This is a genomic window from Streptomyces sp. NPDC006207, assembly GCF_040613835.1.
Lineage (GTDB): Bacteria > Actinomycetota > Actinomycetes > Streptomycetales > Streptomycetaceae > Actinacidiphila.
This window is the reverse complement of the sequence record NZ_JBEXSX010000078.1, coordinates 1-26797: the sequence shown is the minus strand read 5'-3', so window position 1 is coordinate 26797 and position 26797 is coordinate 1. Positions and strand designations below refer to the sequence as shown.

Genomic DNA, 26797 nt, shown 5'->3' with positions numbered 1-26797 from the left:
GTTCGTCGAAGCAACTGCAATCCTGGCGGCGCAAACATGTATCGACAGATGTCGAAACACCGAGGAGTCGTCGTGAACGCGCCTGTCACCACCGAGCTGCCTGTTGTCGTGATCGGAGCCGGGCCCGCAGGGCTTGCCGCTGCCGCCAACCTGGTGGAGCGAGGTATCGAACCCCTGGTGCTGGAGGCCGGCCCGGTCGCAGGCAGCGCGGTGCGCGAGTGGTCGCACGTGCGGCTGTTCTCCACCTGGGCCGAGGTCACCGCCCCGGCGGCGGAGAAGCTGCTCGCCCCCACCGGGTGGGTCCGCCCGGACGGCGCCACCTACCCGACGGGCGGCGACTGGGCCGAGCAGTACCTGCAGCCGCTCGCCGACGTCCTGGGTGACAAGGTCCGCTACGGAACCACGGTGACCGGGGTCTCCCGGGCCGGACGCGACCGGATCGTGGACGCCGACCGGGAAACGCAGCCGTTCGTGGTGCAGATCGCACACGCCGACGGCCGTGAGGAGCGCGTCACCGCCCGCGCCGTCATCGACGCCTCCGGCAGCTGGGCCGTGCCCAGCCCGGCCGGCGGCAACGGACTGCCAGCCCTGGGCGAGAGGACAGCGGCCGACCGCATCACCTACCGCGTCCCGGACCTGAACGACCCTGCCGTGCGCGCCCGCTACGCGGGCAAGCGCACCGCCGTGATCGGCTCCGGCGCCTCCGCCTTCACCGCCCTCGCCTACCTCGCCGACCTGGCCGAGGCCGACGACGGCGCCGGCACGCACGCCGTGTGGATCCTGCGGCGCGGCATCTCCGGTGACACCTTCGGCGGCGGAGCAGCCGACCAGCTCCCCGCCCGCGGAGCCCTCGGCCTGGCCGCCAAGGCCGCCGTCGACAACGGCCACGCCAACGCCGTGACCGGCTTCCGCACCGAAGCCATCGAACGCCACACCGACGGCCGCCTCGTCCTGGTCGCCGAAGACGGACGCCGCCTGGAACCCGTCGACGAGGTCATCGCGCTGACCGGGTTCCGTCCCGACCTGACGTTCCTGTCGGAGATCCGGCTCGGCCTGGACGAGCGCCTGCAGGCCCCGACCGCCCTCGCCCCGCTGATCGACCCCAACCTGCACTCCTGCGGCACCGTCTACCCGCACGGCGTGAACGAACTGTCCCACCCCGAGCAGGACGTCTACCTGGTCGGCATGAAGTCCTACGGCCGCGCCCCGACCTTCCTGGCCATGACCGGCTACGAGCAGACCCGCTCCGTCGCCGCCGCCATCGCCGGCGACCGCGAGGCCGCCGAACGCGTCGAGCTCACCCTCCCCGACACCGGCGTGTGCGGCGGTGCCGGTCTGTTCGACCAGCCCGACACCACCCAGGACGCAGGTGGCGGCTGCTGCGCTGCCCCGGCTGTCCTGCAGATCGGTATCGGCGCCCCCGCCACCAGCGGCGGCTGCTGACACCCACCCACCCGGAGAGAAGAGGCACGTCATGTCCCGCGTACAGCTCGCCCTCCGCGTCCCCGACCTTGAGGCGTCCATCGCCTTCTACACCAAGCTCTTCGGCACCGAACCGGCCAAGCTCCGCGAGGGCTACGCCAACTTCGCCATCGCCGAACCCCCGCTCAAGCTCGTCCTGTTCCAAGGCGAGCCCGGCGAGGACACCCGCATCGACCACCTCGGCGTCGAAGTCGCCTCCACCGACGACGTCACCGCCGCCACCCGCCGACTCGACCAAGCGGGCCTGGCCACCACCGAAGAGACCGACACCTCCTGCTGCTACGCCCTGCAGGACAAGGTCTGGGTCCACGGCCCCGGCAAGGAGCCCTGGGAGGTCTACGTCGTCAAGGCCGACGCCGGAGACCTGACCAAGCAACCGGCCGGCACCTGCTGCAGCACCGACGCCACCCCGGCCGAACCCCAGGCCTCCGCAGTCGGCGGCTGCTGCTGACCACGTGACCAACCTCCCATCACGCGCGGCCTGGACCGGAGAAGGGGGCCGGTCCAGGCCGCGCGCCGCCCTGCCCGCACTCTGCCTCACGCAGATCGCCGGCTGGGGCGCCGTCTACCACGCCTTCCCCGGCCGCGGCGGATACTCGCACCCGGCCAGCACGCCCTCAACCGCCCCCGCGAACGCCGTCGCCCCGCGGCCGGTGCCCGCTCCACCGAGCCCCGGTGATCATTCAAGGGACAGCACCCTGGCGCCCTTCGCCGGGCCGGATACCGCTCAGGCGTCGGCGGTGGGACGCGCAACGCGGTCAACGCCGTCTCCTGCGGCTTCGGGCCCGACTCCCACACCAACAAACAGCACACTGCCGGTGGTGCTCGTGGCCGCTGAGGGGCGGGCAGCCACCCGTGGCCCGGCGCGTGTGCCGGGAGATGGCCGCGAGACACTCGGGACGACGACCGGGGGCGGCGGGGGTGTGATGGGTTGGGAGTCGGGGCTGGCCCGGCTGGCTGCCGGCCTGCTGATCGCACCGGTGACTGCACCGGTCGGGGTCTCGGGGGTGATCCTCCTGCTGCCGGTGCAGTTGAGTGTGCTCGGCGTGCCCAGCCCGGCGGTCACCCCGACCAATTTGCTGTTCAACGTCGTGGCCGGTCCCGGAGCACCGGCCCGCTACCACCGTGACGGTCTGGTGCACGGACCGCTGTCCCGCCGGCGGGTCCGCGGAACGCTGCCGGGCGTCGTCGTCGGTGCGGTCATCCGCGTCATCGCCGTTCCCGGCCCCGCCGTCTTCCGCCTCCTGGTGGCAGCCCTGCTGCTTCCCCTGGGCACCTGGTTGTGCGTTCGCGCGCTACGGCCCGCCCGGCGGGCAGACGGGCGGCCTTCCGCCCGCGCCGTGACCCGCCCGGCCTTCGTGGTCGGAACCGAGGCGGGATCTACGGCATCGGCAGCGGCTCCCTACTCGGCCCGCTTCTCGTGGCGCGTGGCATGCCCGTCGCGCAGGTCGCCCCGGCCGCGCTCGCCTCGACCTTCGTCACCTCACTGGCAGGTGCCGGCACCTCGCGTTGCCGTCGCTCGCCGGCTCCGACACCACTGCTCCGAACTGGTACCTCAGGCTGGCCTGCGGACTCGGCGGCCTCATCGGCGGTCACCTCGGCGCCCGGCTCCAGCCCCGACTGCCCGAGACCGCACTGCGTTTGACGCTGGGAACCCTGGCCGTGGCCCTCGGTGCCCTCTACGCCGCCCAAGCGGTGCACTGACCGTGTGCTCTCGCTGCTGAGACGGCGGCCACCACACGCCCAAAAATACCCCCCGGGGTATCTGTTACGGTGGTCAGTAGATACCCCCGGGGGTAAAAACGTGAGGAGGGAGAGGACCGTGTTCTTTGCCGACACCCTGGAGACCGAAGGTCTGGGAAACCGCAGCTACCTGGTGGGCGGAGCCCGCTGCGCGGTCGTGGTGGACCCGCCGCGGGACATCGACCGGGTGATGGCCGCGGCCGCCCGGCACGGGGTGCAGATCACGGCAGTCGCCGAGACGCACCTGCACAACGACTACATCACCGGCGGCCTGGAGCTGGCCCGGCTGACCGGCGCCCGCTACCTGGTGCCCGCCGGGGCGTCGGTGGCCTACGCGCGGATCCCGGTGACCGACGGGGACGCGGAGCACATCGAAGACGGGCTTGTGCTGCGTGCCGTGGCGACCCCGGGCCACACCCCGCACCACACCTCCTACGTGCTGGAGGAGAACGGGCGAGCGGTGGCCGCCTTCACCGGCGGGTCGCTGCTGATCGGCAGCGTGGGACGGCCCGACCTGGTGGAGCCACGCCTGACCGGACAGCTGGCCCGGGCCCAGCACGCCTCGGTGCACCGGCTCGCCGCAGAACTGGACGATGAGGTGCCGGTGATGCCCACGCACGGGTTCGGCAGTTTCTGCTCCTCCACCCAGTCCGGGGGCGAGCACAGCACCATCGGCGCAGAGAAGGCGTCCAACCCGGCGCTGGTCCAGGACGTGCAGAGGTTCGTGGTTGGGCTGCTGGCCTCACTGGATGATGTGCCGGCCTACTACGCGCACATGGGTCCGGCCAACGCCGCCGGTCCCGTGCCGCTGGACCTGACCGCGCCGCAGCATGCCGAGGCCGGCGAGATCGCGCGGCGCCTCGCGGCGGGGGAGTGGGTCGTCGACCTCCGCAGCCGGGTGGCCTTTGCCGCCGGTCACCTGGCCGGGTCGTACAACTTTGAGGTCGAAGGGCAGCTGGCGACATATCTGGCGTGGATGATCCCGTGGGGCAAGCCGGTGACGCTCCTGGCCGGCAGCGCCGAGGCCCTCGCCCGCGCCCAGAGGGAACTGGCACGCGTGGGCATCGACCGCCCGGCCGCGGCCGCCGTCGGCTCACCGGCCGACTGGGTCACCGCACACGACCAGCTCGTGTCGTTCCCGCGGGCGAGGTTCGCCGATCTGGCCGCTGCACGCGAGCACGCCGAGGACACCGTGGTTCTGGACGTGCGCCGGGACAGCGAGCGGGCCGGTGGATGGATCAAGGGCAGCGTGCACATCCCCATTCACCAGGTCCACCAGCGCCTGAACGAGGTGCCCGCGGGCACGGTGTGGGTGCACTGCGCGGGCGGGATGCGCGCGGCGATCGCCGCGTCCGTTCTCGACGCCGCCGGCCGGTCCGTGGTGGCCGTCGACGACGTCTACGTAGCCGCCGCCGACGCTGACCTCCCGCTCGTCACCCCTGCCCGGATCTGACCGCACCGCCTGCCTGCCTGCCGCCGCCCCGAGTGGCCGGCAGAGCAGGAGCACCCAAGGACCAACGCCATGCTCTTCCCCCGACGCAGTCCCGGCCGCATTCTTCCCGCGCCGGCCCCGCACATGTCCCGCGCATGCCCGGCGGCGGGCAGCGTCACATGACCGCGCTGATCCTCGCCCTGACAGCCGGCGCCACCGTCGGCCTGGCGCTGGGCTCGCTTGGCGCGGGCGGCAGCATCCTCACGGTCCCGGCGCTGATCTATCTGCTGGGCTTCACCCCTGCTGCGGCGACCACCGCCAGTTTGATCATCGTGGTCGTCACCTCGCTCACCGCAGTGCTGGCTCATGCCCGCGCAGGGGCGGTGCGCTGGCGGGCGGGCTTGCTGTTCGCGGCGGCCGGTCTGCTGCCCGCGGCAGCCGCCGGGGCGGTGTCCGCGCGTGTTCCCGCCCCCGTGCTGACGCTGGCTTTCGCCGTGCTTGCTGTGCTGGCCGCGCTGCGCATGCTGCGCCGCCGGACGCCACCGGTGAACGTGGCGGTGTCGGCACGCCGCGCGGCGACGGCCGGGGCCGGGCTGGGCGCGGTGACCGGATTTCTCGGCGTGGGGGGTGGGTTCCTCGCCGTCCCGGCGCTGGTGACCGTCCTGGCGGTACCGATGAGCGCGGCCGTGGGCACCAGCTTGCTGGTCATCATCGCCAACGCGCTGGCGGCCCTGGTGGCCCGGGCGGCCACTGCCGCCACCTTGGACTGGGCCCTGGTGATGCCGTTCGTCGCAGCCGCAGTCCTGGGCGCCTGGGACGGCAAGAGGCTCAGCGCCAAGGTCTCACCGGCGACACTGCAACGCGCCTTCGGATGCCTGCTGATGACCGTGGCCGTGGTCATGGGGATCGGAGCACTGCGATGACCGCCGTACGTGGCCTGCCGCAGCCGCCAGGAACCCCGGGCCACGGCAGGCCGGGGGCTCAGGCCAGCGACAAGAAGAGCTTCTCCAGGCGGGCCCGCATCTGCGCGGAGTCCCGCACCGCCGGGTCCTCACTGGTCATGCACTGCTGCAGGCCCGTCGCGATGAGCGAGAAACCGGCACGGTCCAGAGCACGCGAGACGGCAGCCAGCTGCGTGATGACGTCCTCGCAGTCCCGGCCCTCCTCAATCATCTTGATGACCCCCGCGAGCTGGCCCTGAGCCCGCCGCAACCGGTTCAGCGCCGACTTCAGCTCGTCGGCACTCATGTTGAGTTCCACGCAACCTCCCAAATACCCCCGCCCGTATCTTAACGCTCACTGAAAGGCATGGTTCCGTGACCGCCCCCACCGCACTCTCCCCAGGCCAGGCCACCGCCCGCTACGGCGACTTCACCGTCATCGACGTGCGCACCCCCGGCGAATACGCCACCGGCCACCTGCCCGGCGCCCACAACATTCCTCTGGATCGCCTGGAGGAGGCCGCCGACGCGCTGAAGACCGTCGCGGCCCGCACACCCCTGCTGATGGTGTGCGCCTCCGGGAACCGCTCGGCCAAGGCCTGCGCCCAGCTGGCCCGCCTGGGCATCGAGGCCGTTACCTTGGACGGCGGCACGAGCGCCTGGCGGGCGGCCGGCCACGACGTCGAGCGGACCGCCGGAGCCCGCGCAACCTGGCCCATGGACCGCCAGGTCCGACTGGCCGCCGGGTCCCTGGTGGTCATCGGTTTTCTGACCGGACTGGCCTGGTTGCCCGCGCATTGGATCTCCGGCGCTGTCGGTGCCGGACTGGTCTTCTCGGGAGTGACCAACACCTGCGGCATGGCTGCTCTCTTGGCCAGGCTCCCCCACAACCGGGCCCCCAAGAGCGGAACCTCCGCGTTGTCCGTGCGTGCCGAGACCGCGGAGACCAGTCATGGCTGACCTGCCGCCCAACACCGACCCCGATGGCTCCGCGTTCGACGTCACCGAGGGCGGTATGCCGCGGTGAAGGTGTTCGACGTCATCGCATCGCTGCTGACCGGGCTGGTCCAGTCATGGGGCAGCGCCTGGGTCTGTTCCGGCATTACCGGGTCTTGATAAAGCTCGTGATGACCGTCCTTGCCACCGTTTTGCTGCTGGTGCACATGCGCACATGCAGGTTGTCGACCGTGTGGCGGGCGCGGCAGCAACGTCTGCGCTGTCCGGGTCCGATCAGGAGCGGATGCGGGTGCAACTGGTGGTTGACGCGGGGGCTGCCCTGGCGGTGCTGCTCGTGGCCGTGGCGCTGTCGGTGTACAAGCCGCGTGGCAAGGCCAGTGGCCTGCGGCCGGGTCCGGGCGGACGAAGGCTCGGGTGATCAGGTGGATGGGCCGGCGAGGATCTTCTTGCAGGACAAGCGGGTGTCGCTGATTGGCGGCTGGAGTCGGGGGACGGACTTCACCGCGGTGACTGCTACACGCGGTTTCGCCGGCGCTGCTGCGTTGCTCACCGCGGGTGGTTTCCCTCCTGGTGCTGGCCGCCTGACGGGGGACCGTAGCGGCCCGGTTCGGCGTCGAAGGTGGCCGCGCACTTGGGGGAGCAGAACCAGTTGCTTTCCTCAGCGCTTTCGCGGCGGTCGGTGGCGGCTGCCGGGTCGATGCGCATCCCGCACACCGGGTCCACCACGGTCCCCTGGCCGGGTTGTCCGGGCCAGTCCGGTGACCGGCCGGCAGCGGATTCGACCTGCGGTTGAACGCCCGTCGGCCGCCGGGCGGGCGGGTGCCAGCGGCGCAGGCGGGAGGCGTTGGTGACCACCGACAGGGAAGACAGGGCCATGGCGGCGGCGGCGATGATCGGGCTGAGACGGATGCCCCACAACGGGTACAGGACGCCCGCGGCGACGGGCACCCCGACAGCGTTGTAGATCAGCGCGCAGAACAGGTTCTGGCGGATGTTGCGCATGGTGGCCCGCGACAGCCGGATCGCGGTGACGACGCCGGTCAGGGAGCCGGAGATGAGGGTGACGTCGGCGGCCTCGATGGCCACGTCGGTGCCGGTGCCGGCGGCCAGGCCCACATCGGCGGCGGCCAGTGCTGGGGCGTCGTTGATGCCGTCGCCGACCATGCCCGCCGTCCGGCCTTCCCCCTGCAGGCGGCGGATCTCGTCGGCCTTGTGCTCGGGCAGGACCTCGGCCAGCACCCGGCTCACGCCGACCTGCTCGGCGATGGCGGCGGCGGTGCGGGCGTTGTCGCCGGTGATGATGACGACCTCGATGCCCAGCCGGCGCAGGGCGGCGATCGCGGCGGCAGAGTCGTCCTTGACGGTGTCGGCGACGGCCAGCAAGCCCGCCGGACGGCCGTCGACGGCAGCCAGCACCGGGGTCTTGCCCTCGGCAGAGAAAGCGGCCGCGAGGGCAGTGAGGCCGGAGGTGTCGATGCCGACGTCGCCGAGCAGCCGGGCGGTCCCGACCAGCACGGGCCGGCCCTCGACGGTGGCCTGCACCCCCTTGCCGGTCACCGAGTCGAACCCGGTCGCCGCGGGCCAGGACACAGCGCGTTCGCGGGCGCCGTTGACGACGGCCTGCGCGAGCGGGTGCTCGCTGTCCGCCTCTGCTGCCGCCACCAGGCGCAGCAGTTCACCCTCGCCGAACCCGTCGGCGGTGTGCACGTCGGTCAGGACGGGTTTGCCCGCGGTGACGGTGCCGGTCTTGTCCAGCACGATGGTGTCCAACTTGTGCGCGGTCTCCAGGGCCTCGGCGGAGCGGATCAGGATTCCCGCCTGTGCGCCCTTGCCGGTGCCGACCACGACCGACAGCGGTGTGGCGAGCCCCAGCGCGCAGGGACAGGCGATGATCAGCACCGCCACGGCGGACACCAGCGCGAGTGTCAGCGCCGGCGGCGGCCCGAGGGTGAACCACACCGCGAACGTGGCGACGGCGATCGCGATGACGACGGGCACGAAATAGCCCGAGACCGCGTCGGCCAACCGCTGGATGGGCGCCTTGGACGCCTGGGCGGCCTGCACCAGGCGGATGATCTGCGCGAGCATCGTGTCGGCGCCCACCTTGGCGGCACGAACCCGCAGGGAACCGGTGCCGTTGACGGTCGCGCCGATCACCGTGTCCCCAGCGCGCTTGGTGACCGGCATCGGCTCCCCGGTGACCATCGACTCGTCCACCGCCGAGGCTCCGGACAGGACCTCGGCGTCCACCGGGATCTTCTCCCCGGGCCGGATCACGACCTCGTCACCGACGGCCACCTCCTCCACCGGTATCTCCGCCTCGGAGCCCTTGCGGACCACCCGGGCGGTACGCGCCTGCAGGCCCAGGAGCGCGCGGATGTCCTCACCGGTGCCGGCCTTGGCCCGTGCCTCCAGCAGCCGGCCGAGCAGGATCAAGGTGAGGATGACACCGACCGCTTCGTAGTAGACCTCGCGCAGGTCGCTGGGCAGCAGGCCGGGAGCGACCGTCACCAGCAGGCTGTAGCCGTACGCGGCGGTCGTGCCCAGCGTGATCAGCGAGTTCATGTCGGCGCCGCGATGACGCAAGGTCAGCCAGCCGATGGAGTGGATCGGCCACCCGGTGTAGAACATCACCGGCGTGATCAGTACCAGTTGCAGCCAGTGGTTCAGCAGCCAGCCCGGCACCCACTGGGCGCCGAACAACTCGTGTGCCATCACCGCGAAGAGCACCGGAAGGGTCAGCACGGTTCCGACGGCGACCCGACGCGTGAGGTCTGCGATCTCCGCCTGCCGCTCGGCGGCATCCGCGGCCTCTGCCTCAGCCGCCGCCCTGCCCTGATCGGGCGGGCCGCCACCCGCAGCAGGTTCTGGCGCGGCGGGGCCCGCCGGGACCGGACCCGACGGCGCCGTGGTGCTGCTGCCGCCAGGGGAGGGGAGGGTGGCTTCAAGGCCCTCGGCGGGCTCGACCAGGAGCGTGCCGTGGATCATGTGCATCCCGCAGTTGAAGCTGTATGAGCCGGCCTGGTCGGGGCTGAGCCGCACCGCGGTACGCGTGTGCGCGGGCAGTCCTGCACCGATCTTGAAGTCCGGGAAGACCACGCGGGAGGTGCACTCCCCGGACTCCTGCCGGTCGAAGACGACCTCCACCGGGGTTCCCTGGCGCACGCGGATGACATTGGGGCTGTAGCCGCCCCGCACCGTCACTTCCACCCGCTGCATGCCGTCCTCGAGCCGGGCGTTACGGGCGCGACGCGGCCCGAAGAAGAACCAGCCCAGCGCAGCGATCAGCACGATGGCGGCGACGATCACGATCACATCGAGAACACCCATGGCACGTTCGCCTTCCTGGATACCTCCCCCGTCCACTGTGCCTCCGGCTACCCCCACCCGGTATGGGCTGCCCGGCCCAACACCGGGGAACATCGGCCTCCTGCGCCCCGCGGCTGCAGGCGAGAAGGTGGCCGTAAGCAACGGACCACCGCAGACGGTCCCTGGTGAACCGGAGAGGTGAGGGCGATGTTCTGGTACGGCCACGGCATCGGCGGCTGGGGCTGGTTCGCGATGGCGGTTGGCATGACCGTGTTCTGGGCAGTGATCATCACCCTTGCCGTGCTGCTGATCCGGGCCTTCGCCCGCCCCGACCCGCCGCAGGGACCCGCTGCCCCCAACCCACCGCAGGGGCCCGCCGCCCCCGCCCCCATGCAGGTCCTGGCCGACCGGTTCGCCCGCGGTGAGATCGACGAGGAGGAGTACCGGCGCCGCCTGGCCACGCTGCGCGGCTCCGACGCCGACCCGCACAGCCCCGAGGACGGCCGCGCCGGGCCACCGCGCTCTCAGCCACAGGCCCGGCACCGGTGACAGGCGGACGAACGGCATGGGAGCGGCATGGGTGCCGATCGTGGTCGGCGTGCTGGTCGTGGCGGCCATGATCTACGACACGGCACGGCTGATCACCACCGGGGAAAGCCGATGCCCACCGCTGTCCCGGGTGCGGGGACACCGCGCGGCGCTGGAGGCCGCCCAGCGATGGGCACCGGCCTGTGGCCGCACGGCCGGATCGACGCGGCCACGTATCAGCACAGGATGAGTGCCGTAGCCCACGGACACCGCACCCCCGTGCAGCACCCACCGGCGAAGAAACGTTAAGGACGCACTCTTATGGAAGCGCCAGTGCCCGCTGGACCGGTGGCGCGTTGCGGATCTCACCCGCCAGGAGCAGGTCGGCTCCGCTTAGGATGACGCCGTGAGCCCGATCAAGCCGACGCCGTCTGCACGGCCCCGTCGCCGGCAGCGGCGGACGCCGGCACTGCTGGTGCTCACCGTGCTGATCGGGCTGCTGGGCATGCACGGCCTGGCTCTTGCCAATCCTGTGCCGGGCGGGCACACCGGGTCCCACACCTCGCACATGGCGCCGGCCGAGACCGGCGGGCCGCATGCATGCCACGACGGCGGCGGCGTGGATGGCCATGGCGCCCACGCCCATCAGATGTGTTCCTCCGGGGCCCTTCCCGGCTCGGCCGCCGTCCCGGCGCTGACCGTTTCGGTGACCGGCGATCCCGTCACGACAGCGCCCCCCATCACCCGGGTGCCCCACGAGCCTGCCGGGGGACGTGGCCCGCCCTCGCTCGCCGAACTCCAACTCCTGCGGATCTAGGCAACTCCCGCGGCGCGCGCCTTTCCCCACCGGCGTGCCGCCGTGCACAGCCATGCCCTGATCCCCTCCACTCCTGGAGTTCCCCAGTCATGACCCTGAGCCGTTCCCTTTCCCGCCGTGCTGCCCTGGCCGCTGTCGCTGCTGCCGCCGCGCTCGTCCTTGCCGCCTGCAGCGGTACCGACCACGCCGGAGGGACCCACCCCACCCCCGCTGCTGCCACCGCCTCCGCATCGGCCTCGACCTCGGCCGGCCAGCACAACCAGGCCGACGTCACCTTCGCGCAGCAGATGATCCCGCACCACCGCCAGGCCGTCGCCATGGCCGAGATGGCTGCGACCCGCGCCTCCTCCGGTGAGGTCAAGTCCCTCGCGGACAAGATCAAGCAGGCGCAGGACCCGGAGATCAACACCATGTCCGGCTGGCTGACGGCCTGGGGCAAGGACGTCCCGCAGGACATGGGCGGCATGGACCACGAGATGCCCGGCATGGACCACGGCGACGCCTCGTCCATGCCCGGCATGATGGGCAGCGATCAGATGGGCGACCTGGACGGCGCCTCCGGCAAGGTCTTCGACACCATGTTCCTGACCATGATGATCGAGCACCACCAGGGCGCGATCGACATGGCCAAGGCCGAGAAGGACCAGGGCGCTTACGCCGCCGCCAAGGCTCTGGCAGGCGACATCGTCACCGCCCAGACCGCGGAGATCACCCAGATGCGCAAGATACTCGACGCCGGCTGACCCGCAGCCACCGCGGGGGGCGGCACGCCCGTGCCGCCCCCCGCTCACGCACGCTTCCCGGCCACCTCAAACGACGGACATCTGGTGATCACGACTTCCCAGCCTCCGCCGTCATCGCCCTTTGGTTGATCCCAGCCAAGAACCAGTAGGCCAAAGCGGACACCCGCCCGCACCAGAAAGGAGACCAGCGTGTACGACCCTTACGAGCTGAGCCCGGGTGTGCCCTCCGTCGAGGTCTTCCGCCGGCTGCGCACCGAGGCCGGCCTCTCGGACAAAGCCCCCGAGGCGGTTGAGCTTGCCCTGCCCAACACCTGGTACGGCGTACTCGTCCACCACGAGGGGCAGCCCATCGGCATGGGCCGCATCATCGGTGACGGCGGCACCGCGTTCCAGATCGTCGACGTATGCGTTCACCCCGAACACCAAGGACGTGGCCTCGGGACTTCCCCGCGCTGGTGGCGACTTCATGGGAACTGGCGACGGCGAGCACGTAGCCGACCCCGCGCGCTTCGAGCGCGGCCCGCAGCTTCGGGTTGCCGCCGTAGACCTCGTCGCCTGCGACCCAGCTCACGCGGTGCCCGACGTCCAGGAACCGACCGATCATGCGGACGGCCAGTTCCGGTTTGGTGGCGAAGACGGTCTGGTCGCCGAGTCCGGCGGCCGGCAGCGATCCGGGTCGATGGTCCACGAGCGCGGTACGTACAGCTCACGGTCCACCGCCGCGTGCCCGCGTCGGCCCGCGTAGACGAGGTAGACCGCGACCTGGGAGTTCTCGATTCTGCCCGCCGTGCTGGTGTACTGACGCTGGACCCCGACGGTGCGGGTGCCCTTCTTCAGGTCTCCGGTTTCGTCGACCACCGGGACTGCGTCGTCGTGCAGGTGCTCCACCACATACTCCCGCACATCATCGCGCAGGGCGTCGGCATCCCATCGGGCCCGGCCGAGCAGGTGCTGCATGCCGTCCGGGGTGTCTTCTCCGGCCCACTCGGCGATGCTCCAACAGTTTTTGCGTAGCAGGTCCGACAGCAGCCCCAGCATCAGATCCCGTACCCGACGCCGGGGTTCAACCCGGGCGAACCGGCCGGCTATCCGGCTCATCAGGCCCTCGAACGCTTCCTGCCAGCGAGCAGGGTTCACGCTGTGACCCGCAGCCGACCCACGAGCAAGATCACGGTCTATGGCTGGAGGTCGCGTTGGTACCAAGTGCCTGACTTGCCGCCGAGATCGGCCGGGGTGGCAGGGCCAACCGAGACGAACCCGGCCTTGGCCAAGACTTTCTGGGACGCGGCGTTGTCGTGGGAGGTGGCCGCTCGCAGTGTGAGCAGGCCGTACATCGCCTCCGCCATCCGGCACAGCTCCCGGACGGTTGCGGTCGCCACGCCGCGGCCGGCGACCCGCTCCGCGACCCGGTAGCCGAGTCTGGCAGTGCCGTCCTCCAAGTCGTACAGGTTGAACCTGCCGAGTACCGAGCCGTCCTCGGCGACGAGCACGTAGAAGGCGCAGATGCCGGCCTCCTGCTCGGCCAGCGAGGCGTTGTACCGGTCGGTGAACTGGTCGAAGAAGTCGTCGCCGCGGTCGGAGATCGAGGCAGCGAAGTAGGCGCGGTTCGCCAGCTCGAAGGCCAGGACCGCCGGGGCGTGGCCAGCATGCAGCGGCTTCAGCTTGGGCATTGCCCGACCTTACCCAGATGGTCCGCTGAGGCCACCTGGTTTTGCATACAGCTCCAAGACCAGGGCACATAACGATCTACGACTGGAGTATTAGGCTCCATTCTGATTCCCCTGCCGAGGGACCCTCAGTCGTTCGATGAGGCCATGAAAGCGCTGTCCGACGGCTGACCCCGCGGCGGCGTGTGCGATGTTCGAGAGGTGCACTTCTGGCAACCACGCGGAGGGTGATCTGGATGAGCGGGTTGTTGGGTTCTATGAGCGGCTGCGCTCGCGGTTCCCGGATCGCCCGCCCTGTGCCGTGGACTCTCCGTGGATGTCGACGCCGTTGGCGGTCGGCATTGACCACGTGGTCATGAGTCTGAGCCTCTCGTCCAGGAGCGACATGGCGCTCAAAGCGATCGAGGAGCTCGCAGCGGAGTTCCGCCTGGTCATCTGGGATCCACAGTCCCAGGACGCTCATCTGCCAGCGCGATGACGCTCCATAATACAAACCGGCCGCAACTCGTACCCAAGAGGTTCAGATGCTCTATCGGAGCCCTGCTGACTTTTGTGCCGAGTACGCCAGAGCGCACAACCGCGACAGAACTGATGGGTTCGGCGCCGTGACCATACTGGAAGAGGTGACCGTCGTCAGCGAGACCCCGGAGGCGGCGCGAATCGAGGCACGCTGGTTCTCATCTGGCCACGACCCGGACTCCGGGTACTACGACGTTTTTGAGCGCACCGCCTTCGTCCTGGTCAAGCAGGATGGCGGGTGGCGCCTGCACTCCGAAGAAGATCTCGGTTACGAGTGACAACTGACCGGCGTCTCCGGCCCTGCACTGCGCACGCCTATGTCACCGCCGTCACCGACCCGCTTGCCGACCGGGCTCCCGGCTTGCTGAAGATCGGCTTGGTTGAGGGCGAACCAGACTCACACGTCCCCATGGGCGTAGCCACCCATCGCCACGTCGCCGCAGCACGCTTCCCAGAACCTGTCGTGTACGGATGCGGACTCGTCGAGAACGGAGATGAGCTCGCGAATCTCGTCCGCCGCTTCCTGTCGCCTCTCCTCTTCGTCCTCCCCGAAAAACGGGAAACGAGCGATCACTGCCGCGACACATTGGTGGAGGGGGGACCTGCTGGGCTCCCCAGTGAGAGACATGACGGCTCGTCAGGACGTGCCGCTGGTTGGTCGAGGCATGTCAGCAGATGAAGGACGGGTTGCGTGTCAGCGCCGTCTTTGGACGGGTGGTTAACGGGCGCCGAGGATGTGAACAGTGCGGCTGAACCGCAACGGCTGGTCAGGGGCTGAGTTCCAGCTCCGGCATCCGCGATAGCCGTATAAAAGCCCCCCAACTCGCGCTTCGCTCATGTCACTTGACCGTCCTCATCGCAGGGCGGGAAGTTCACCTGCGTTCGCGAGCATCTGCGGCCATGAGCAACCTCAGTCGCCGCATCTTCATCCTAGGCGGGCTCACCACCGCGAGCGTCGCAGCGCTCCAACTCGGGGCGATGGCCCAGCCAGCCGCCGCCTCTACCCCCTTCCCCTTCACGCTCGGTGTCGCCTCCGGCGAACCGGACGACAACAGCGTGGTTCTCTGGACGCGTCTGGCTCCCACACCGACCAACGCGGACGGTCAGGGCGGCATGCCCAACGCCGACGTCGCCGTCGACTGGCAGGTGTCGGCCAACCAGAACTTCACCACCCTCATCAGCTCAGGCACGTTCACCGCGCGCTACGCACAAGCCCATGCGGTGCACGTGCTGGCCGGTGGACTCGCTCCCGACTCGGAGTACTACTACCGGTTCCGGGCCCAGGGATTCATCTCCCCGGTGGGCCGGACCCGCACCGCGCCGGCTCCGAACACGGTCGGGCGAGACTTCACGATGGCCTTTGCCTCGTGCTCCCACTACGAGCAGGGCTACTACACCGCCTACCGACGCATGGCCGACGACCGCCCCGACCTGATCCTGCACCTGGGCGACTACATCTACGAGAGTGGCGCCACCGCCGGCGCCGTGCGTCAGCACCTCGGCAGCGAGATCGTGTCGCTGGCCGACTACCGCCGCCGCTACGCGCTCTACCGCAGCGACCCCGACCTGCAGGCCGCGCACGCGATCGCGCCCTGGCTGGTCGTGCCGGACGACCACGAGGTGGAGAACAACTACGCCAACATGGTCCGCGCCGACAGCAGTCCGGTGCTGACGGCGGCCCAGTGGACGGCGCGTCGCACCGCCGCGTACCAGGCCTACTTCGAGAACATGCCGCTGCGGGCCGCCGCGACGCCCTCCGGCAACACCATCCAGCTCTACCGTCGGGTCCGCTGGGGCACCCTCGCCACATTCCACATGCTCGACACCCGCCAGTTCCGCGACGACCAGGCCTGCGGCGACGGGATGAAGGTCTGCGCCGACGCCGATCTACCGGCCCGTTCGATCACCGGCGCGAACCAGGAGGCATGGTTGCTCGACGGACTCGGCCAGCACCTGAGCACCTGGGACCTCATAGGCCAGCAGGTCTTCTTCGCCCGCAACGTCAACTCGGCGGGTGCGATGAACATGGATGCCTGGGACGGGTACCGGGCCAGCCGGGCGCGGATCCAGCAGGGCATCATCGACCGCGGCGTACGCAACCCGGTCGTCCTCACCGGTGACGTGCATACGGCATGGGCCAACGACCTCAAGGCCGACTATGCCAATCCGTCGTCGGCGACGATCGGCTCCGAGCTCGTCTGCACCTCCATCACCAGCACCGGCAACGGAAGCGCCACCACGACGATCCCCAACGGATCGCTCAACCCGCATCTGCGCTTCTACTCCGAACGGCGCGGCTACGTCCGTACGCACATCACGCCGTCGCAGCTCACAGCCGACTTCCGGTCGGTGGCGACGGTGACCGAACACGGCGCGCCGGCGACCACCTCCCGGACCTTTGTCATCCACGACGGAAAGCCGGGGTTGGCCGATGCGTAAGCCCTCCGTACTCGGCGCAGCCGTCGCCGGCCTGGTCGCCGTCCTCGCCATGGTCGCCCCGGCCTCGGCGGCGGGTCCCTCGTCCTGGACGACCGCGAACAGCGACTCCGCCGGTGACCAGGACACCGCCTCGATCGCGGCCAACCGCCTCGGCGACGTCGCGGTGGTGTGGGAGGACGACCGCGACTCGACCAGCCCGGGCGACAACGCGCACAGCGACGTGTGGGTGCGGATGTACCGCAACGGCGTCTCGGCCTACGAGAAGAAGCTCTCGGCCGGCGGGACCACGGGCGTGGCCTGGCGGCATCTCCAACCCGACGTGGGACTCGACGACCGGGGCAACGCCGTCGTCGTGTGGGCGGAGGACCCGGACGGCAACGGGTTCTACAACATCACCTACCGTGTGCTCTCCCCGGCCGGCGCGCTCCTCGGCTCCGGCCAGGCCAACGCGAGCGCCGACGGCCAGCAGATCCATCCGCGCGTCGCGGTCGATCCGGACGGCGCGCCCAACAGCACCACGGCGGTCCCGTTCTCCGTGGTGTGGGAGGACGTCCAGGGCACAGCAGCGGCGACGGTGAAGGCGGCCGGGTTCACCGGGACCACGACCAAGGCCTACGAGGTGACGGTCAACGCGGCCGGCGGCGCGCACCACAACCCGGACGTCGCGACCTCCGCCTCGGGCGACGCCGTCGTCGTCTGGGACGAGGACACCGACAACGACGGCGTCTACCAGATCGGTCTGGTGAAGCTGGCCAAGGCGAACGGGGCGGTCACGCTCAGCCGCCGCAGTGCCAACAGCCTCGGCGACGGGCAGCAGCAGCGCCCGGCCGTAGCTGCCGACTTCAACGGCGACTTCGCCGTGGCGTGGGAATCCGATCACACCGGGACCCGTGGCGTCTGGGCCCGATCGTTCACCGCGACCGGCACCGCCGGCTCGGCCGAGGTCGAGGTCTCCAGCGGAGCCGGAGCGGGCAACCCCACCGTCGGCATCGACGACCAGCGCGACGCCGTGGTCGGCTGGAGCGTCGCCGGCACCGAGCCGGCGGTCTGGGCCCGGGGCCTCAACCCCGACGGCACCTTCACCGGCCGGTTGCCGGCCCAGTCCGTCAGCCAGGTCACGACCGGTCGGCAGGAGCAGCTCTCGCTGGCTTCCTCCCCGTTCGGCACGCTCTCCATGTCGTACACCGATGACAACGACGGCAACACCTTCGACCAGGTCCTGCTGAGTCTGGGGGCGACCAACTCGGACTGGTGACGTCCTTTCGATCCGCGGACGTCCACCGGGCCACCCCGGGTGGGGAGATCCGGCAGTCGGTTCCGGAACCGCGCAAGAACGCGGTCCTGCGGCACCGCTGCCGGATCACCTCCGCGGAGCGGCCCGGAATCGGCTGTGCCTGTCGCGGCCTTCAGGAGTCGCCGCGACCCCATCGCCAAGCGCTCGGTTCCAGGCCTGCTCTCGGCGATCGACCGGAACGTCGAGCTAGAGGTGGGGACCAAGTGGTACGACCACAGACCGACGTTTCGAGGCCTGACCGGTGTCCTGTACGACGTCGAGGGCAAGGAGACGGTCAGCGGCAATCCGGTACTGCTGAAGAACGCGACGGCCGGGACCTGGAAGGTGTACGTCGTCGCCTATGCGAAGAACGGCGAATACGCCTATTCCGGCCCCTTCTCCCGCCTCCGCATCCAGCGAAACTCACGCCTGACGGTGAACGCCTCACCCGAGCCGGTCCGCAAGGGCAAGACCATCACCGTCACGGGCAAGCTGACCCGAGCCAGTTGGTGGGACGATCTGGAGTACCACGGCTACACCGGCCAGCCCGTCAGGCTACAGTTCCGCAAGCGGGGAACGAGCACGTACGCCACGGTCCGGACCGCACACAGCGACTCCCACGGCAACCTCAAGTCCACCGCGAAGGCCGCTGTGGACGGCTACTGGCGCTACTACTTCGCTGGAACGTCGACCACCCCGGCAGTTAGGGCCGCCGGAGACTACGTCGACGTCCGCTGACACCAGGACGCTTGTGAAATCCTGCCTCACTCACCGAGGCATGCGAAGCGCTGAGGAACGTGCTGCGCATCGCTGTGTCCCGCGGTGCGCGGCTGCCGACGTACGACCGTGGCAGCGGCTCGCCCCAGTTCTACAGCGGCTCGGCGGCTACTTGGGCTCTCCCGGTAGCCGGCAAAGTACTGGAGAGGGCGTTTGCCTGACTACGGGAAGACCGTCCTCGTCAGCGGTTTCCACGACGACCGCTACGGATCACCCCCGTCTGCGCGGGGATAGCCGGGTGGAGATCCCGGTGACCTCTACGACCCGCGGACGACCCTTGCCTGCGGGGGAAGGACGCTGCTCGAGCCGCGCCGCGTGGCGTACTGCCGGACCACCCCCACCTGTGCGGGAAGGATTCCGGCGAGCTCTGGAGCCTCCGCATTGCCGACTTCGCGTCCGACCTGACCTCGATACGGATCACCCGCCGCCCCCGGAAACGGGACCAGGCCGTCGACCCGGTGGTGGAGGACGTTCAGCTCTCCGATCCCACCCGCGCGGCCCTGCACGCCTGGCTCACCGCCCGTGAGGCTCTGGGCGCCATGGCCGACTGCACCGTAGACGCGCCGCTGGAGTACTAGCGGCTCGTGGCCGGCGACTTCGCGCCGGCACGCGCCCGCTTACGACCGGAAAGACCCTGGAGAACCAGACCACCGCGCTGGTCTCCGCCCTGCCCGAACACCGAAAATCGCGTCGGCCACCCGACGACATTTCCCCCTCGATGACTCCTCATCGGTCAATCGCTGGTGAGACGTCTGGCCGACCGCCCCTACGGGTGCGTGTCCGTGATCGCGATGACCTCGTCAAGGCGGTCCAGGGCGGCCTGCAGGTCGTCGATCTTGCCCTGGATGCGCTCACGCTCGGCGCGCAGCATGGCTCGCTGCTGGGCGTCGGTGTGCCCGGCGACCCAGCACGGAAGGAGTTCGCTGATCCTTCGGCTGGTCAGGCCGGCGGCGAACATCTGCTGGAAGAAGCGGACCAGGAGGATGGCGTCCTGCCGGTACAGGCGCTGGCCGGACGGGCTGCGCTCCGCGATGAGCAGCCCCTGCTGCTCGTAGTAGCGCACGGCGCGTACCGAGACGCCGGCACCCCGTGCCACCTCGCCGATGCGGATCAACCGCTCGGCCGCGGCCGCTGTAACGGTCATGGTGATTCCTCTCACCCCTGGCCCTGAGGACCAGCACTTGCCTCTGACGTCAACGTCAGGTTCTAGCGTACCGGGCATGGATATCAACAACTCCGTCGCCCTTGTCACCGGAGCCAACCGCGGCCTGGGCCGCGCCTTCGCCCAGCGCCTGCTCGAACGCGGCGCCCGCAAGGTCTACGCGACGGCCCGCCGACCTGAGACCGTGGACCTGCCCGGGGTCGAGGTGCTGGCCCTTGACATCGCCGATCCCGCATCCGTGAGGGCCGCCGCCGAGGCCGCCCCGGACGTATCGCTGCTCATCAACAACGCGGGAATCTCTACGGGGACCGACCTGGTGACCGGTTCGCTGGACGCGGTGCGGCACGAGCTGGAGACCAACATGTTCGGCCACCTGGGAATGATCCGGGAGTTCGCGCCGGCGCTCGCCGGGAACGGCGGGGGCGCGATCGTCAACGTCCTCTCCGCCATGTCGTGGTTCGGGGGCAAGGGCGCCAATGCCTACCACCTGACCAAGGCCGCCGCCTGGGCCATGACCAACGGCGTCCGCCTGGAGCTCGCCGAGCAGGGCACGCTCGTCACAGCGGTACACCTCGGCTTGGCCGACACCGACATGGCCGCGGGCTGGCCCGTGGACAAGATCGCGCCGCCGGACCTGGCCGACGCGGCGCTCGACGGAGTCGAGGCGGGCTCCGCCGAGGTCCTCGCCGACCAGTGGAGTCGGGACGTCAAGTCCCGTCTTCCGCTGACGCCCGAAGAGTTCAACGCCGCAATGGACCGCGCCCTGGCGGCGCTGATGGCGGCCTGAGGGTCCCCTCCGACCGCACGGACCTCGGTCGGCTGCTTCTCGATCGGCCTCTCGAACTCCACCAACTGAACCGTTCCGGGTTCGGCAGTGCTCGGTGCCCGCCTGCTGGAGCGGCGATCCGCAGCCGCTCCGGCAGGACTCGACCTGATCAGCAGTCCGCCCTCCGGGGTCAGTGGGCGAGCAGGGTGTCGAGCCAGTCGAAGGCGCGTTGGTGGAAGAGGGAGATGGCACCCTCGTGGCAGTGCTCGCCGGCGCCTTCGTCCTCGCGGAAGAGGATCAGTTCCTTCTGGCAGGTCAGCTCACCGACGAGGCGCTTGGGCTGGCCCTGGAAGAACTGGTCGTTCTCGGCGTCGAGGACGAGTGTCGGGCAGGTGATGCGGTCGGCGATGCCGGCCATGGTGTAGGCCTCGCTGGCCTTGACGAGCTCGTCGAAACCGGAAACACCCAAGGCCCACCGGCCGTTGCGCACCACCCAGCGTACCTGGGTGTCCCGCGCCATCATCTCCTCGATGCCGCCGGGCGTCGCAGCGGCGCGGGCGGCCAGCGCCTTCACGACTTCGTGGAAGTCGTAGACACCGTCGTGCAGAACGCACGCTGCGATGCGGTGTTCGAAGGCGGCCGCCCTGGCGGCGAGGTAGCCGCCGAGGCTCGTGCCGATCAGTACGAGTTTCTCGGCGTCCAGCTCGGGCACGGTGAGCGCGAAGTCGACGGCCGGGGTGACCACGGCCTCCCAGTCGGGCCGGAAGTGCAGGCCCTGGTCGCGGACGGTGCTGCCCTGGCCGGGGCCGTCGAAGGTGAGGACGTTGTAGCCGCGCCGCAGCGCGCCCGCGGCCAACGCCAGGTAGTTCTCCTCGAGGGTGGAGTCGTACCCGCCGTGGTAGATCAGGGTCGGGCGCGGGGTCCCCGAGTCGTCGGCGAAGAACAGGTAGCCGGGCAGCGCGGTGTCCTCGTGGGGGATAGGCACCGCGCGGGCCGGGGTGCCGAGCAGGCCGGCCGCGTCGGCGAACGTCTGCTGCGAGGCCCTGGCCAGCCGCGCCGACTCGGCGTCGTCGGCGGGGTTCTCCCGGCGGTAGAAGTCAGCGGTCCGGTAGTAGTTGGACGCGCGCAGCAGGGCTTCGCGGGCGCTGACCCGGTGACCGGCGGCCAGCGCGTCCCGGCCGATGCGCTCGACGCGCGCCGCCGTTGCGCCCCACCGGGCCGACCAGGCTTCCTCGTCTCCCTCGGGGATCTTCCGGCACGTGACCAGGACCTCACCCAGGTCGGCGCCGCCGTAGGCGGCATAGCCCGCGGCCCGCAGCGCCTCGAAGGAGAAGGACTCGTCGTCGTAGAGGAACTTCATCTCCGGCTCCCTTCCCTGAGGGAACGGAACGGCACCGTTCCATCTAGCTCCGACCGTAGCACATGGAACGGTGCCGTTCCGTTCGCTATGCTCGTGAGCGTGGCAGTGCAGCAGAAGAAGGGCCGGCCGGTGTCCGGCGGGGCGGTCCTGCGCGAGCGGGTGACCGAGGCGATCACCGAAGCGGCCTTCGGCGAACTCGCCGATGCCGGGTATGCACGGTTGTCGATGGTTGCGGTGGCCCGGCGTGCCGGGGTGGGCAAGGCCGCGCTCTACCGACGCTGGCCCTCGAAGCAGGCAATGATCACAGAGTTGATCCGCAGCAAGGTCACCGAAACGCTCCCCCGCACTCCGGCTACCGGCGACCTGCACACCGACCTGCGCGAACTGCTCGCGGCTTACCGCAGCCAACTGGCCAATCCGCTGCTCGCCCTGATCGGGGCCGAACTGCTCGCCGAATCCCGCCGCGACAGCACCCTGGCGACCATGCTTCACACGGAAGTGGCCGCGCCGCGGCGGCTCGCGGCACGCGCGATCCTGCAAGACGCGATCGACCACGGCGAACTCCCGCCCACGCTGGACATGGAACTCGCCACCGACCTGCTCATCGCGCCTCTCGTCTTCCGCATGGTGCTCATCGACGAGCACAGCGACGACGACTACCTCGAAACACTGACAGCCGCCACCCTCGCAGCCCTGAAGGCGGCCGTCCGCCGGCCCTGACCGTCAGGGCGGCCCGGCGACGGGCGCCAGGCTGTCCCACGTGCGGGGCTGGTGGTGAGCGATCCGCTCACCACCGCAGCGTCTGCACACGGTTCACCGCCGTCATGCCGGGCCCCTCCACGTGGTACGGATCGGACCCGGGCAGCCTCGGAACCGGCCCTCGCACGTCATCGGCGACAAAGGTCTCCAGCTTCCCGGAACCTGCGCGACGACTGCGCGGTGCGGTGCAGAAGCCGGGCGGGCGAGAAGCTGGACGCGTTCAGCAAGCTGGGCGCGCGGCCCCGGTTCTCCTCGCGCCGCTCTGCCTCGAGCCGATGCGAGATGGCGGGGCCCCGATTACTGCATGATCGTGCGTGGCAGGTGCCTCGGGTCGGCCAGGCAGTAGTAGAACTGGAGGACGTGGCCCCGCCCAATCTGGATCTGTGTGGGCTCGTAAGCGAGCGGATACGCGCCCGGGTCCGCCTCGACAAGCTCTCGGAGCTCCACCGCGGTCCAGCTTCCGCCACCGAACCGCGCTCGCCGCCGTCGACCGTCAGCAGCACTCAACCGGGCCGCCGCACTCGCCGCAGCACAGCTCATCGTCGGGTTCCGCCAGGTCCCGGAAGGTGAACTCCGCCGGCCAGCCGCCCGCCTTCCAGCCGCCCGCCTTCCAGCCGCCCGCCTTCCAGCCGCCCGCCTTCCAGCCGGGCGCGACGGGGACAGCTCCCACTGGTACTCCAGGGACGCTCGCTTCGACAGCCGTTCCCACTCTGCGTCTGTCAGATCGCCGCGCCCCATGTCCACATCAACGACCCGGACATCACGTAGTCACATGATCGGCCGGACAGCTCCCAGTACTGCAGGTCAGCTGCTGCAAGAGGCCGCCCTCACCGGTCAACTGGAGGCCGCTCGCGCGGGCCCGATCGACCAGCTGCCCGATCAACTGGTCGTTCAGCAGATCCGCCGACAGCTCGACCGGGCGGACCTCTTCAACCGCCTCGACAGAGGCAGTCACGTCGCTCATCAGGTGTTCTTCCTTGATCGGGAGTTACACCGCTTCTTTACAGTCCCCAGGCGGCGGCTTGGGCAGCCGGGCGGGCAGCGGGCCGAGCCAGGGTGCGAGCCAAGACGCGCTTTCCCGGGTACTCCGCAGGCCTGGTTGCGGCGTGTGAGTTGCGGCCGAACGAAGCACCGGAAGGGGGAAACCCTGAGTTCCTCCACTCGGGCTACCACCATGGAGACGACGTTCATTGGTTGGTTCCCTTGTTGGTATGGCAGACAATCGGCGTCCCACGGCGCTTCTTCTCGATCGACTCCCCTTGGTGACCAGTCTCGTAGGAGCCTCGGTATGGCGTGATGCGGCGAAGGGGTCGGTGCTGCTCCCGGTTGCCCTGGCAAGACTCGTCCTGGGCCTCAGGACGCATCGGGGGCTACTCATCCTGCGCGGGGGCTGCGGTGTGGTACTTGGACTGTTCGGCGCGGCGGTGGCGTTGTTGGCCGGCCAGGCAACGGGAAACGGGCTGTTATACCCCCTCATCGATGACCATGATTACCAGCACTCGTGGGGTGGACCCACGCTAGTGGGGGCCTGGGCAGCGCATGCAGCTCTCGCGATTCCGGTGGTGCTGGTCGCGCTCGGTGCACTGCGCGGTGTCACGGTTGCCGACCGGGCGCTTGACCGGGGTGCCTCCGGTGAACGAGTTCCGTGGTGGCCGGTCCTGCTGGCCGGGGTACTGGGGGTACTGACGGTACTGCTGGTCACAGCCTGGCTTCACCAGCTATAGAGTCGTCTCATTTGGTGAGTCTGCGATAGAAGATGAGGGTGCAGGCGATGCTGGTGTAGGCCAGGAAGTCAGCGATGCCGTCCCAGGCGTGCGGATGGCTCGATGCCCTTGCGGGCGATGCGGTGGGCGATGCCTCGTTGCCGTAACCATCGTCGCAGGTGAGCGTAGTCGTAGGCGTTGTCCGGTCAGCGCCTGGCTGTCATGTTGTTCGCTCCTGAGATCCCGATAGCGATGACTCGCTTCGCTGCCCATTAGGATTCGGGCCTGTCAGGTCCCTCCTTTCAGGGCCCGCATGTTCACCGAGTCGATCGCGCACCGGCTCCAGTCCAGCTCGCCGCGTGTGCCGAGCTCGTCGAGCATCAGGCGGTGCAGTTTCGCCCACACCCGGGCCTTGGTCCATTCCGTGAACCGGCGATACGCAGTCGCTCCCGACGGCCCGAACGACGGCGCCGGCAACTGCTGCCACGTGCAGCCCGACGTCGCCACGAACACGATGGCCGCCAGCACTTCCCGATCCCCGTGCCGTCGCCGGCCACCGCCTTGCGGCCTGGTCGGTGCAGGCGGTACCACCCGTTGCAACAAGGCCCACAACTCATCCGGCACCAGCCGCTCAACGATCCCCACGCTCGCAGACTACCGAGCCGATTGAGATGCCTTCTTTGGCCCGCCTGGAGTTCCGCCTCGGGGTGGCACTCCTCGCACGGCGAGACGATGTCCACCTCCAGCGCCGCAAGCGCCTCCTGCCGGGTGAGTGTCCCCCCGGAAGCCTGCGAGCAACGCGCCCGGTGCAGGATGCCGTGCCCGCCACCCTCCAACGGCACGTGCGCGAGCTTCCACCCCGCCGCCAGCTACCGTCCGGCTGGCTCTGCCGACACCCGGCCCGGCACGCGGATGGCCTCCGGGGACCACCTGTACCGCCGCCAGTAGTGCACCGGCCACCCGTCGTCCTCGAGGAAACAGACCCTCATCAGCAGCGTGACGCGCCCGTCGGCGTGCTTGAACTTCACGAACACGGTCGCCTGATGCCGCTGGCCGCCGACTCGCACCTCCACCCGAGGCCGCCGGTCCGACGGGTAGGCCTCGACGTCCGCCCCGGGCACGCCCGTCGGCAGGTCCCCGTGGTGGACGCGCACTACATCGCTGTCGTATGCGGATCACGGCCCCGCCGGAGCACGAGGAGTTTCCCGCCCCGAGGGTTTCGGAGACGTCTGCGAGGTAAGGCGACCAGCCGGAGCCGCTCGTTTCGCCCCCCGTTCGGGCGGTTCCCCGAGAGGCTCCCCCCTCTCGGCGGTCACGCCTTGCAAGCCGGGGCCTGCTCCACTCAGGCCCCGGCCGGCGAGGAGGTTACATGGACGAGATGACCCGCATGCACCGCCCTGGCGAGAAAGTCCCCGCCAGCGGCATCTACGAATGCACCTGCGGTCAGGGCCACCGCTTCACCATCACGAGCACAAACGTGCAGGGCCACACCTTCCCGCCGGTACCGGAAAACTGCTCCGGAGTCGGCTGGAACCTGCTGATGCCCGCCCGCGCGGAGCGCAGCCCATAAGACAGCCGATGCGCCCGTCTGGCCGTGCGGGGCCAATGCAAGCGGTCAAGGCGGGCCTCAGACGCGGTCCCGTCAAACGCTGACCCGCCTGCCGCGGCAGGACCGCCACCCTTAGGAACGACCATGCGCATCAACAGCATCACCGCCCGCCGGGTCGCAGCCGCCGCCCTCGCGGCGCCTATCCTCGCGCTCGTCGGGGTCGGCACGGCCGCTGCCGCGCCACAGCAGACCGCCACCGCCACCCACCAGTCCGTCGTCGACCACGGCGGCTGCTGGGGTTACGGCTGCGGCTACGGCGGATATGGATACGGCGGCTATGGCTACGGACCCGGATTCGGGTACGGACCTGGCTATGGCTATGGATACGGACCCGGCTACGGCAACGGCGTCATAGTGATTCTCGGGTAACCGCACGGCTGGAACCTCATGATCCCCGCCCGCGCGGAGCGTAGCCCGTAGACCCCCAAGCAGCCCGCCCGGTTACGTGGTGAGTGCCGGGCGGGCGCCCCACGCGGCCCCGCCGGCGCGTCCTTCCCAACCCTCGGCGGGGCCGCCCTACTGCCCGGGGCCCTCGGCCGACGCCACGCGCCCGCGCCCCGCCAACTTCACGCCCTCGCCCCAAAGCCGCATCTGCTTTGCTGCGCGCCATCGTGGCGGGGCTCACTCACGCGTTCCCGGACCGTACGGTCTCTAACGCCCCCGGCACTGACCGGCCAGATGAGCATGCGGACGGGCGGTTCACCGGCGTGTCCTCGGGTACCCGATGGTCCTGCCGTGAGGGACAACCGCGAGGAAGTGATCGATCATGCGGGCGACCGTGTGGCACGGCAAGCACGACGTACGGGTCGAG

General features: G+C 70.0%; 26 protein-coding genes and 6 pseudogenes. 20 read left to right on the top strand and 12 right to left on the bottom strand.

The genetic code is table 11. The features are described 5' to 3' along the window. Nucleotides 1–72: 72 nt before the first annotated feature. From ABZ312_RS39265 to ABZ312_RS39245, 5 genes and pseudogenes are all read left to right on the top strand, one after another. On the top strand, nt 73–1443 hold the full coding sequence (locus ABZ312_RS39265; RefSeq protein ID WP_500439782.1) for an NAD(P)-binding domain-containing protein: 1371 nt from the start codon (nt 73–75) through the stop codon (nt 1441–1443). 31 nt (nt 1444–1474) lie between these two features. Continuing rightward, the gene (locus ABZ312_RS39260; protein ID WP_500439781.1) at nt 1475–1933 is read left to right on the top strand and encodes an ArsI/CadI family heavy metal resistance metalloenzyme; all 459 of its coding nucleotides are present in this window, start codon (nt 1475–1477) and stop codon (nt 1931–1933) included. Nucleotides 1934–2408: 475 nt separating this feature from the next. Further along, nucleotides 2409–3186: pseudogene (locus tag ABZ312_RS39255) on the top strand (TSUP family transporter). A 118-nt stretch (nt 3187–3304) separates the two neighbouring features. Then, a complete protein-coding gene (locus ABZ312_RS39250; protein ID WP_500332059.1) occupies nt 3305–4678 on the top strand; it encodes a rhodanese-like domain-containing protein in 1374 nt (457 codons plus the stop codon). Between the two features lie 158 nt (nt 4679–4836). Continuing rightward, nucleotides 4837–5580: a sulfite exporter TauE/SafE family protein gene (locus tag ABZ312_RS39245; protein WP_500358340.1), complete on the top strand. Its 744-nt coding sequence runs from the start codon at nt 4837–4839 to the stop codon at nt 5578–5580. Between the two features lie 58 nt (nt 5581–5638). On the opposite strand, the gene ABZ312_RS39240 is transcribed toward ABZ312_RS39245, so the two are convergent. After that, a complete protein-coding gene (locus tag ABZ312_RS39240; RefSeq protein WP_500332061.1) occupies nt 5639–5917 on the bottom strand; it encodes a metal-sensitive transcriptional regulator in 279 nt (92 codons plus the stop codon). Nucleotides 5918–5973: 56 nt separating this feature from the next. Here ABZ312_RS39240 and ABZ312_RS39235 point away from each other — a divergent pair, with 56 nt between their 5' ends. Further along, entirely contained in the window at nt 5974–6558 is a 585-nt protein-coding gene (locus ABZ312_RS39235; protein WP_500332062.1) for a rhodanese-like domain-containing protein, read from the top strand. Between the two features lie 41 nt (nt 6559–6599). On the opposite strand, the gene ABZ312_RS39230 is transcribed toward ABZ312_RS39235, so the two are convergent. Then, the gene (locus ABZ312_RS39230) at nt 6600–6761 is read right to left on the bottom strand and encodes a hypothetical protein (protein WP_500332063.1); all 162 of its coding nucleotides are present in this window, start codon (nt 6759–6761) and stop codon (nt 6600–6602) included. An 8-nt stretch (nt 6762–6769) separates the two neighbouring features. Here ABZ312_RS39230 and ABZ312_RS39225 point away from each other — a divergent pair, with 8 nt between their 5' ends. Further along, nucleotides 6770–6973, top strand: a complete 204-nt coding sequence (locus tag ABZ312_RS39225) for a hypothetical protein (protein ID WP_500439780.1) — start codon at nt 6770–6772, stop codon at nt 6971–6973. Between the two features lie 128 nt (nt 6974–7101). On the opposite strand, the gene ABZ312_RS39220 is transcribed toward ABZ312_RS39225, so the two are convergent. Then, nucleotides 7102–9885 (bottom strand): heavy metal translocating P-type ATPase, encoded by a 2784-nt coding sequence (locus tag ABZ312_RS39220; RefSeq protein ID WP_500439779.1) that lies wholly within the window; start codon nt 9883–9885, stop codon nt 7102–7104. A 186-nt stretch (nt 9886–10071) separates the two neighbouring features. Between ABZ312_RS39220 and ABZ312_RS39215 the strand changes: the two genes are divergently transcribed. From ABZ312_RS39215 to ABZ312_RS39195, 5 genes and pseudogenes are all read left to right on the top strand, one after another. Continuing rightward, the gene (locus ABZ312_RS39215; protein ID WP_500332066.1) at nt 10072–10413 is read left to right on the top strand and encodes an SHOCT domain-containing protein; all 342 of its coding nucleotides are present in this window, start codon (nt 10072–10074) and stop codon (nt 10411–10413) included. Nucleotides 10414–10444: 31 nt separating this feature from the next. Further along, nucleotides 10445–10642 carry a hypothetical protein gene (locus tag ABZ312_RS39210; RefSeq protein ID WP_500332067.1) on the top strand — a complete coding sequence of 66 codons (198 nt, stop codon included), beginning with the start codon at nt 10445–10447 and terminating at the stop codon, nt 10640–10642. 156 nt (nt 10643–10798) lie between these two features. Continuing rightward, the gene (locus ABZ312_RS39205) at nt 10799–11209 is read left to right on the top strand and encodes a DUF6153 family protein (RefSeq protein ID WP_500359975.1); all 411 of its coding nucleotides are present in this window, start codon (nt 10799–10801) and stop codon (nt 11207–11209) included. Nucleotides 11210–11298: 89 nt separating this feature from the next. Continuing rightward, nucleotides 11299–11952 carry a DUF305 domain-containing protein gene (locus ABZ312_RS39200; RefSeq protein WP_500439778.1) on the top strand — a complete coding sequence of 218 codons (654 nt, stop codon included), beginning with the start codon at nt 11299–11301 and terminating at the stop codon, nt 11950–11952. Between the two features lie 189 nt (nt 11953–12141). Next, a pseudogene (locus tag ABZ312_RS39195) lies at nt 12142–12393 on the top strand (GNAT family N-acetyltransferase); the annotation flags it as partial. Here the strand turns inward: ABZ312_RS39195 and ABZ312_RS39190 are convergent. Continuing rightward, nucleotides 12377–13050, bottom strand: a pseudogene (locus tag ABZ312_RS39190) (IS701 family transposase); the annotation flags it as partial. The pseudogenes ABZ312_RS39195 and ABZ312_RS39190 sit on opposite strands and share 17 nt — an antisense overlap. A 77-nt stretch (nt 13051–13127) precedes the next feature. After that, entirely contained in the window at nt 13128–13622 is a 495-nt protein-coding gene (locus tag ABZ312_RS39185; RefSeq protein WP_500439777.1) for a GNAT family N-acetyltransferase, read from the bottom strand. A gap of 602 nt (nt 13623–14224) precedes the next feature. Here ABZ312_RS39185 and ABZ312_RS39180 point away from each other — a divergent pair. Further along, nucleotides 14225–14416, top strand: coding sequence for a hypothetical protein (locus tag ABZ312_RS39180; protein WP_500332071.1), 192 nt, complete (start codon nt 14225–14227; stop codon nt 14414–14416). 119 nt (nt 14417–14535) lie between these two features. On the opposite strand, the gene ABZ312_RS39175 is transcribed toward ABZ312_RS39180, so the two are convergent. Beyond that, nucleotides 14536–14712, bottom strand: a complete 177-nt coding sequence (locus tag ABZ312_RS39175) for a hypothetical protein (RefSeq protein WP_500332072.1) — start codon at nt 14710–14712, stop codon at nt 14536–14538. Between the two features lie 326 nt (nt 14713–15038). Between ABZ312_RS39175 and ABZ312_RS39170 the strand changes: the two genes are divergently transcribed. The 3 genes from ABZ312_RS39170 (at nt 15039) to ABZ312_RS39160 (ending at nt 18588) form a co-directional block, all read left to right on the top strand. Further along, nucleotides 15039–16577: an alkaline phosphatase D family protein gene (locus tag ABZ312_RS39170; protein ID WP_500439776.1), complete on the top strand. Its 1539-nt coding sequence runs from the start codon at nt 15039–15041 to the stop codon at nt 16575–16577. Then, the gene (locus tag ABZ312_RS39165; RefSeq protein ID WP_500439775.1) at nt 16570–17832 is read left to right on the top strand and encodes a hypothetical protein; all 1263 of its coding nucleotides are present in this window, start codon (nt 16570–16572) and stop codon (nt 17830–17832) included. Before ABZ312_RS39170 ends, ABZ312_RS39165 begins: the two co-directional genes overlap by 8 nt. A gap of 231 nt (nt 17833–18063) precedes the next feature. Continuing rightward, nucleotides 18064–18588 (top strand): hypothetical protein, encoded by a 525-nt coding sequence (locus ABZ312_RS39160; RefSeq protein WP_500439774.1) that lies wholly within the window; start codon nt 18064–18066, stop codon nt 18586–18588. 805 nt (nt 18589–19393) lie between these two features. On the opposite strand, the gene ABZ312_RS39155 is transcribed toward ABZ312_RS39160, so the two are convergent. Then, nucleotides 19394–19771 (bottom strand): MerR family transcriptional regulator, encoded by a 378-nt coding sequence (locus ABZ312_RS39155; protein ID WP_500332076.1) that lies wholly within the window; start codon nt 19769–19771, stop codon nt 19394–19396. 76 nt (nt 19772–19847) lie between these two features. Here ABZ312_RS39155 and ABZ312_RS39150 point away from each other — a divergent pair, with 76 nt between their 5' ends. Then, a complete protein-coding gene (locus tag ABZ312_RS39150; protein ID WP_500332077.1) occupies nt 19848–20576 on the top strand; it encodes an SDR family oxidoreductase in 729 nt (242 codons plus the stop codon). A 169-nt stretch (nt 20577–20745) separates the two neighbouring features. Here the strand turns inward: ABZ312_RS39150 and ABZ312_RS39145 are convergent, their stop codons facing one another. Further along, entirely contained in the window at nt 20746–21915 is a 1170-nt protein-coding gene (locus ABZ312_RS39145) for an alpha/beta hydrolase family protein (protein WP_500439773.1), read from the bottom strand. 99 nt (nt 21916–22014) lie between these two features. Here ABZ312_RS39145 and ABZ312_RS39140 point away from each other — a divergent pair, with 99 nt between their 5' ends. Further along, nucleotides 22015–22635: a TetR/AcrR family transcriptional regulator gene (locus tag ABZ312_RS39140; RefSeq protein ID WP_500359969.1), complete on the top strand. Its 621-nt coding sequence runs from the start codon at nt 22015–22017 to the stop codon at nt 22633–22635. A gap of 532 nt (nt 22636–23167) precedes the next feature. Here the strand turns inward: ABZ312_RS39140 and ABZ312_RS39135 are convergent. The 4 genes and pseudogenes from ABZ312_RS39135 to ABZ312_RS39120 form a co-directional block, all read right to left on the bottom strand. Beyond that, entirely contained in the window at nt 23168–23344 is a 177-nt protein-coding gene (locus ABZ312_RS39135; protein WP_500439772.1) for a hypothetical protein, read from the bottom strand. A 132-nt stretch (nt 23345–23476) separates the two neighbouring features. Then, nucleotides 23477–23638 (bottom strand): annotated as a pseudogene (locus ABZ312_RS39130) (IS256 family transposase); the annotation flags it as partial. Between the two features lie 767 nt (nt 23639–24405). Continuing rightward, a pseudogene (locus tag ABZ312_RS39125) lies at nt 24406–25022 on the bottom strand (transposase). Between the two features lie 59 nt (nt 25023–25081). Further along, nucleotides 25082–25246: pseudogene (locus ABZ312_RS39120) on the bottom strand (DUF6233 domain-containing protein); the annotation flags it as partial. 500 nt (nt 25247–25746) lie between these two features. Between ABZ312_RS39120 and ABZ312_RS39115 the strand changes: the two are divergent. Both ABZ312_RS39115 and ABZ312_RS39110 read left to right on the top strand, forming a co-directional pair. Then, entirely contained in the window at nt 25747–25947 is a 201-nt protein-coding gene (locus ABZ312_RS39115; RefSeq protein WP_500332081.1) for a hypothetical protein, read from the top strand. Between the two features lie 123 nt (nt 25948–26070). Beyond that, nucleotides 26071–26355: a hypothetical protein gene (locus ABZ312_RS39110; protein WP_500439771.1), complete on the top strand. Its 285-nt coding sequence runs from the start codon at nt 26071–26073 to the stop codon at nt 26353–26355. Nucleotides 26356–26797 lie beyond the last annotated feature (442 nt).

Excerpts from the sequence above, each read along its gene's own strand:
- ABZ312_RS39260 (WP_500439781.1), top strand. The coding sequence starts at position 1,475 with ATGTCCCGCGTACAGCTCGCCCTCCGCGTCCCCGACCTTGAGGCGTCC.
- ABZ312_RS39245 (WP_500358340.1), top strand. The coding sequence starts at position 4,837 with ATGACCGCGCTGATCCTCGCCCTGACAGCCGGCGCCACCGTCGGCCTG.
- ABZ312_RS39225 (WP_500439780.1), top strand. The coding sequence starts at position 6,770 with ATGCAGGTTGTCGACCGTGTGGCGGGCGCGGCAGCAACGTCTGCGCTG.
- ABZ312_RS39220 (WP_500439779.1), bottom strand. The coding sequence starts at position 9,885 with ATGGGTGTTCTCGATGTGATCGTGATCGTCGCCGCCATCGTGCTGATC.
- ABZ312_RS39215 (WP_500332066.1), top strand. The coding sequence starts at position 10,072 with ATGTTCTGGTACGGCCACGGCATCGGCGGCTGGGGCTGGTTCGCGATG.
- ABZ312_RS39200 (WP_500439778.1), top strand. The coding sequence starts at position 11,299 with ATGACCCTGAGCCGTTCCCTTTCCCGCCGTGCTGCCCTGGCCGCTGTC.
- ABZ312_RS39185 (WP_500439777.1), bottom strand. The coding sequence starts at position 13,622 with ATGCCCAAGCTGAAGCCGCTGCATGCTGGCCACGCCCCGGCGGTCCTG.
- ABZ312_RS39170 (WP_500439776.1), top strand. The coding sequence starts at position 15,039 with ATGAGCAACCTCAGTCGCCGCATCTTCATCCTAGGCGGGCTCACCACC.
- ABZ312_RS39165 (WP_500439775.1), top strand. The coding sequence starts at position 16,570 with ATGCGTAAGCCCTCCGTACTCGGCGCAGCCGTCGCCGGCCTGGTCGCC.
- ABZ312_RS39155 (WP_500332076.1), bottom strand. The coding sequence starts at position 19,771 with ATGACCGTTACAGCGGCCGCGGCCGAGCGGTTGATCCGCATCGGCGAG.
- ABZ312_RS39150 (WP_500332077.1), top strand. The coding sequence starts at position 19,848 with ATGGATATCAACAACTCCGTCGCCCTTGTCACCGGAGCCAACCGCGGC.
- ABZ312_RS39145 (WP_500439773.1), bottom strand. The coding sequence starts at position 21,915 with ATGAAGTTCCTCTACGACGACGAGTCCTTCTCCTTCGAGGCGCTGCGG.
- ABZ312_RS39115 (WP_500332081.1), top strand. The coding sequence starts at position 25,747 with ATGGACGAGATGACCCGCATGCACCGCCCTGGCGAGAAAGTCCCCGCC.
- ABZ312_RS39110 (WP_500439771.1), top strand. The coding sequence starts at position 26,071 with ATGCGCATCAACAGCATCACCGCCCGCCGGGTCGCAGCCGCCGCCCTC.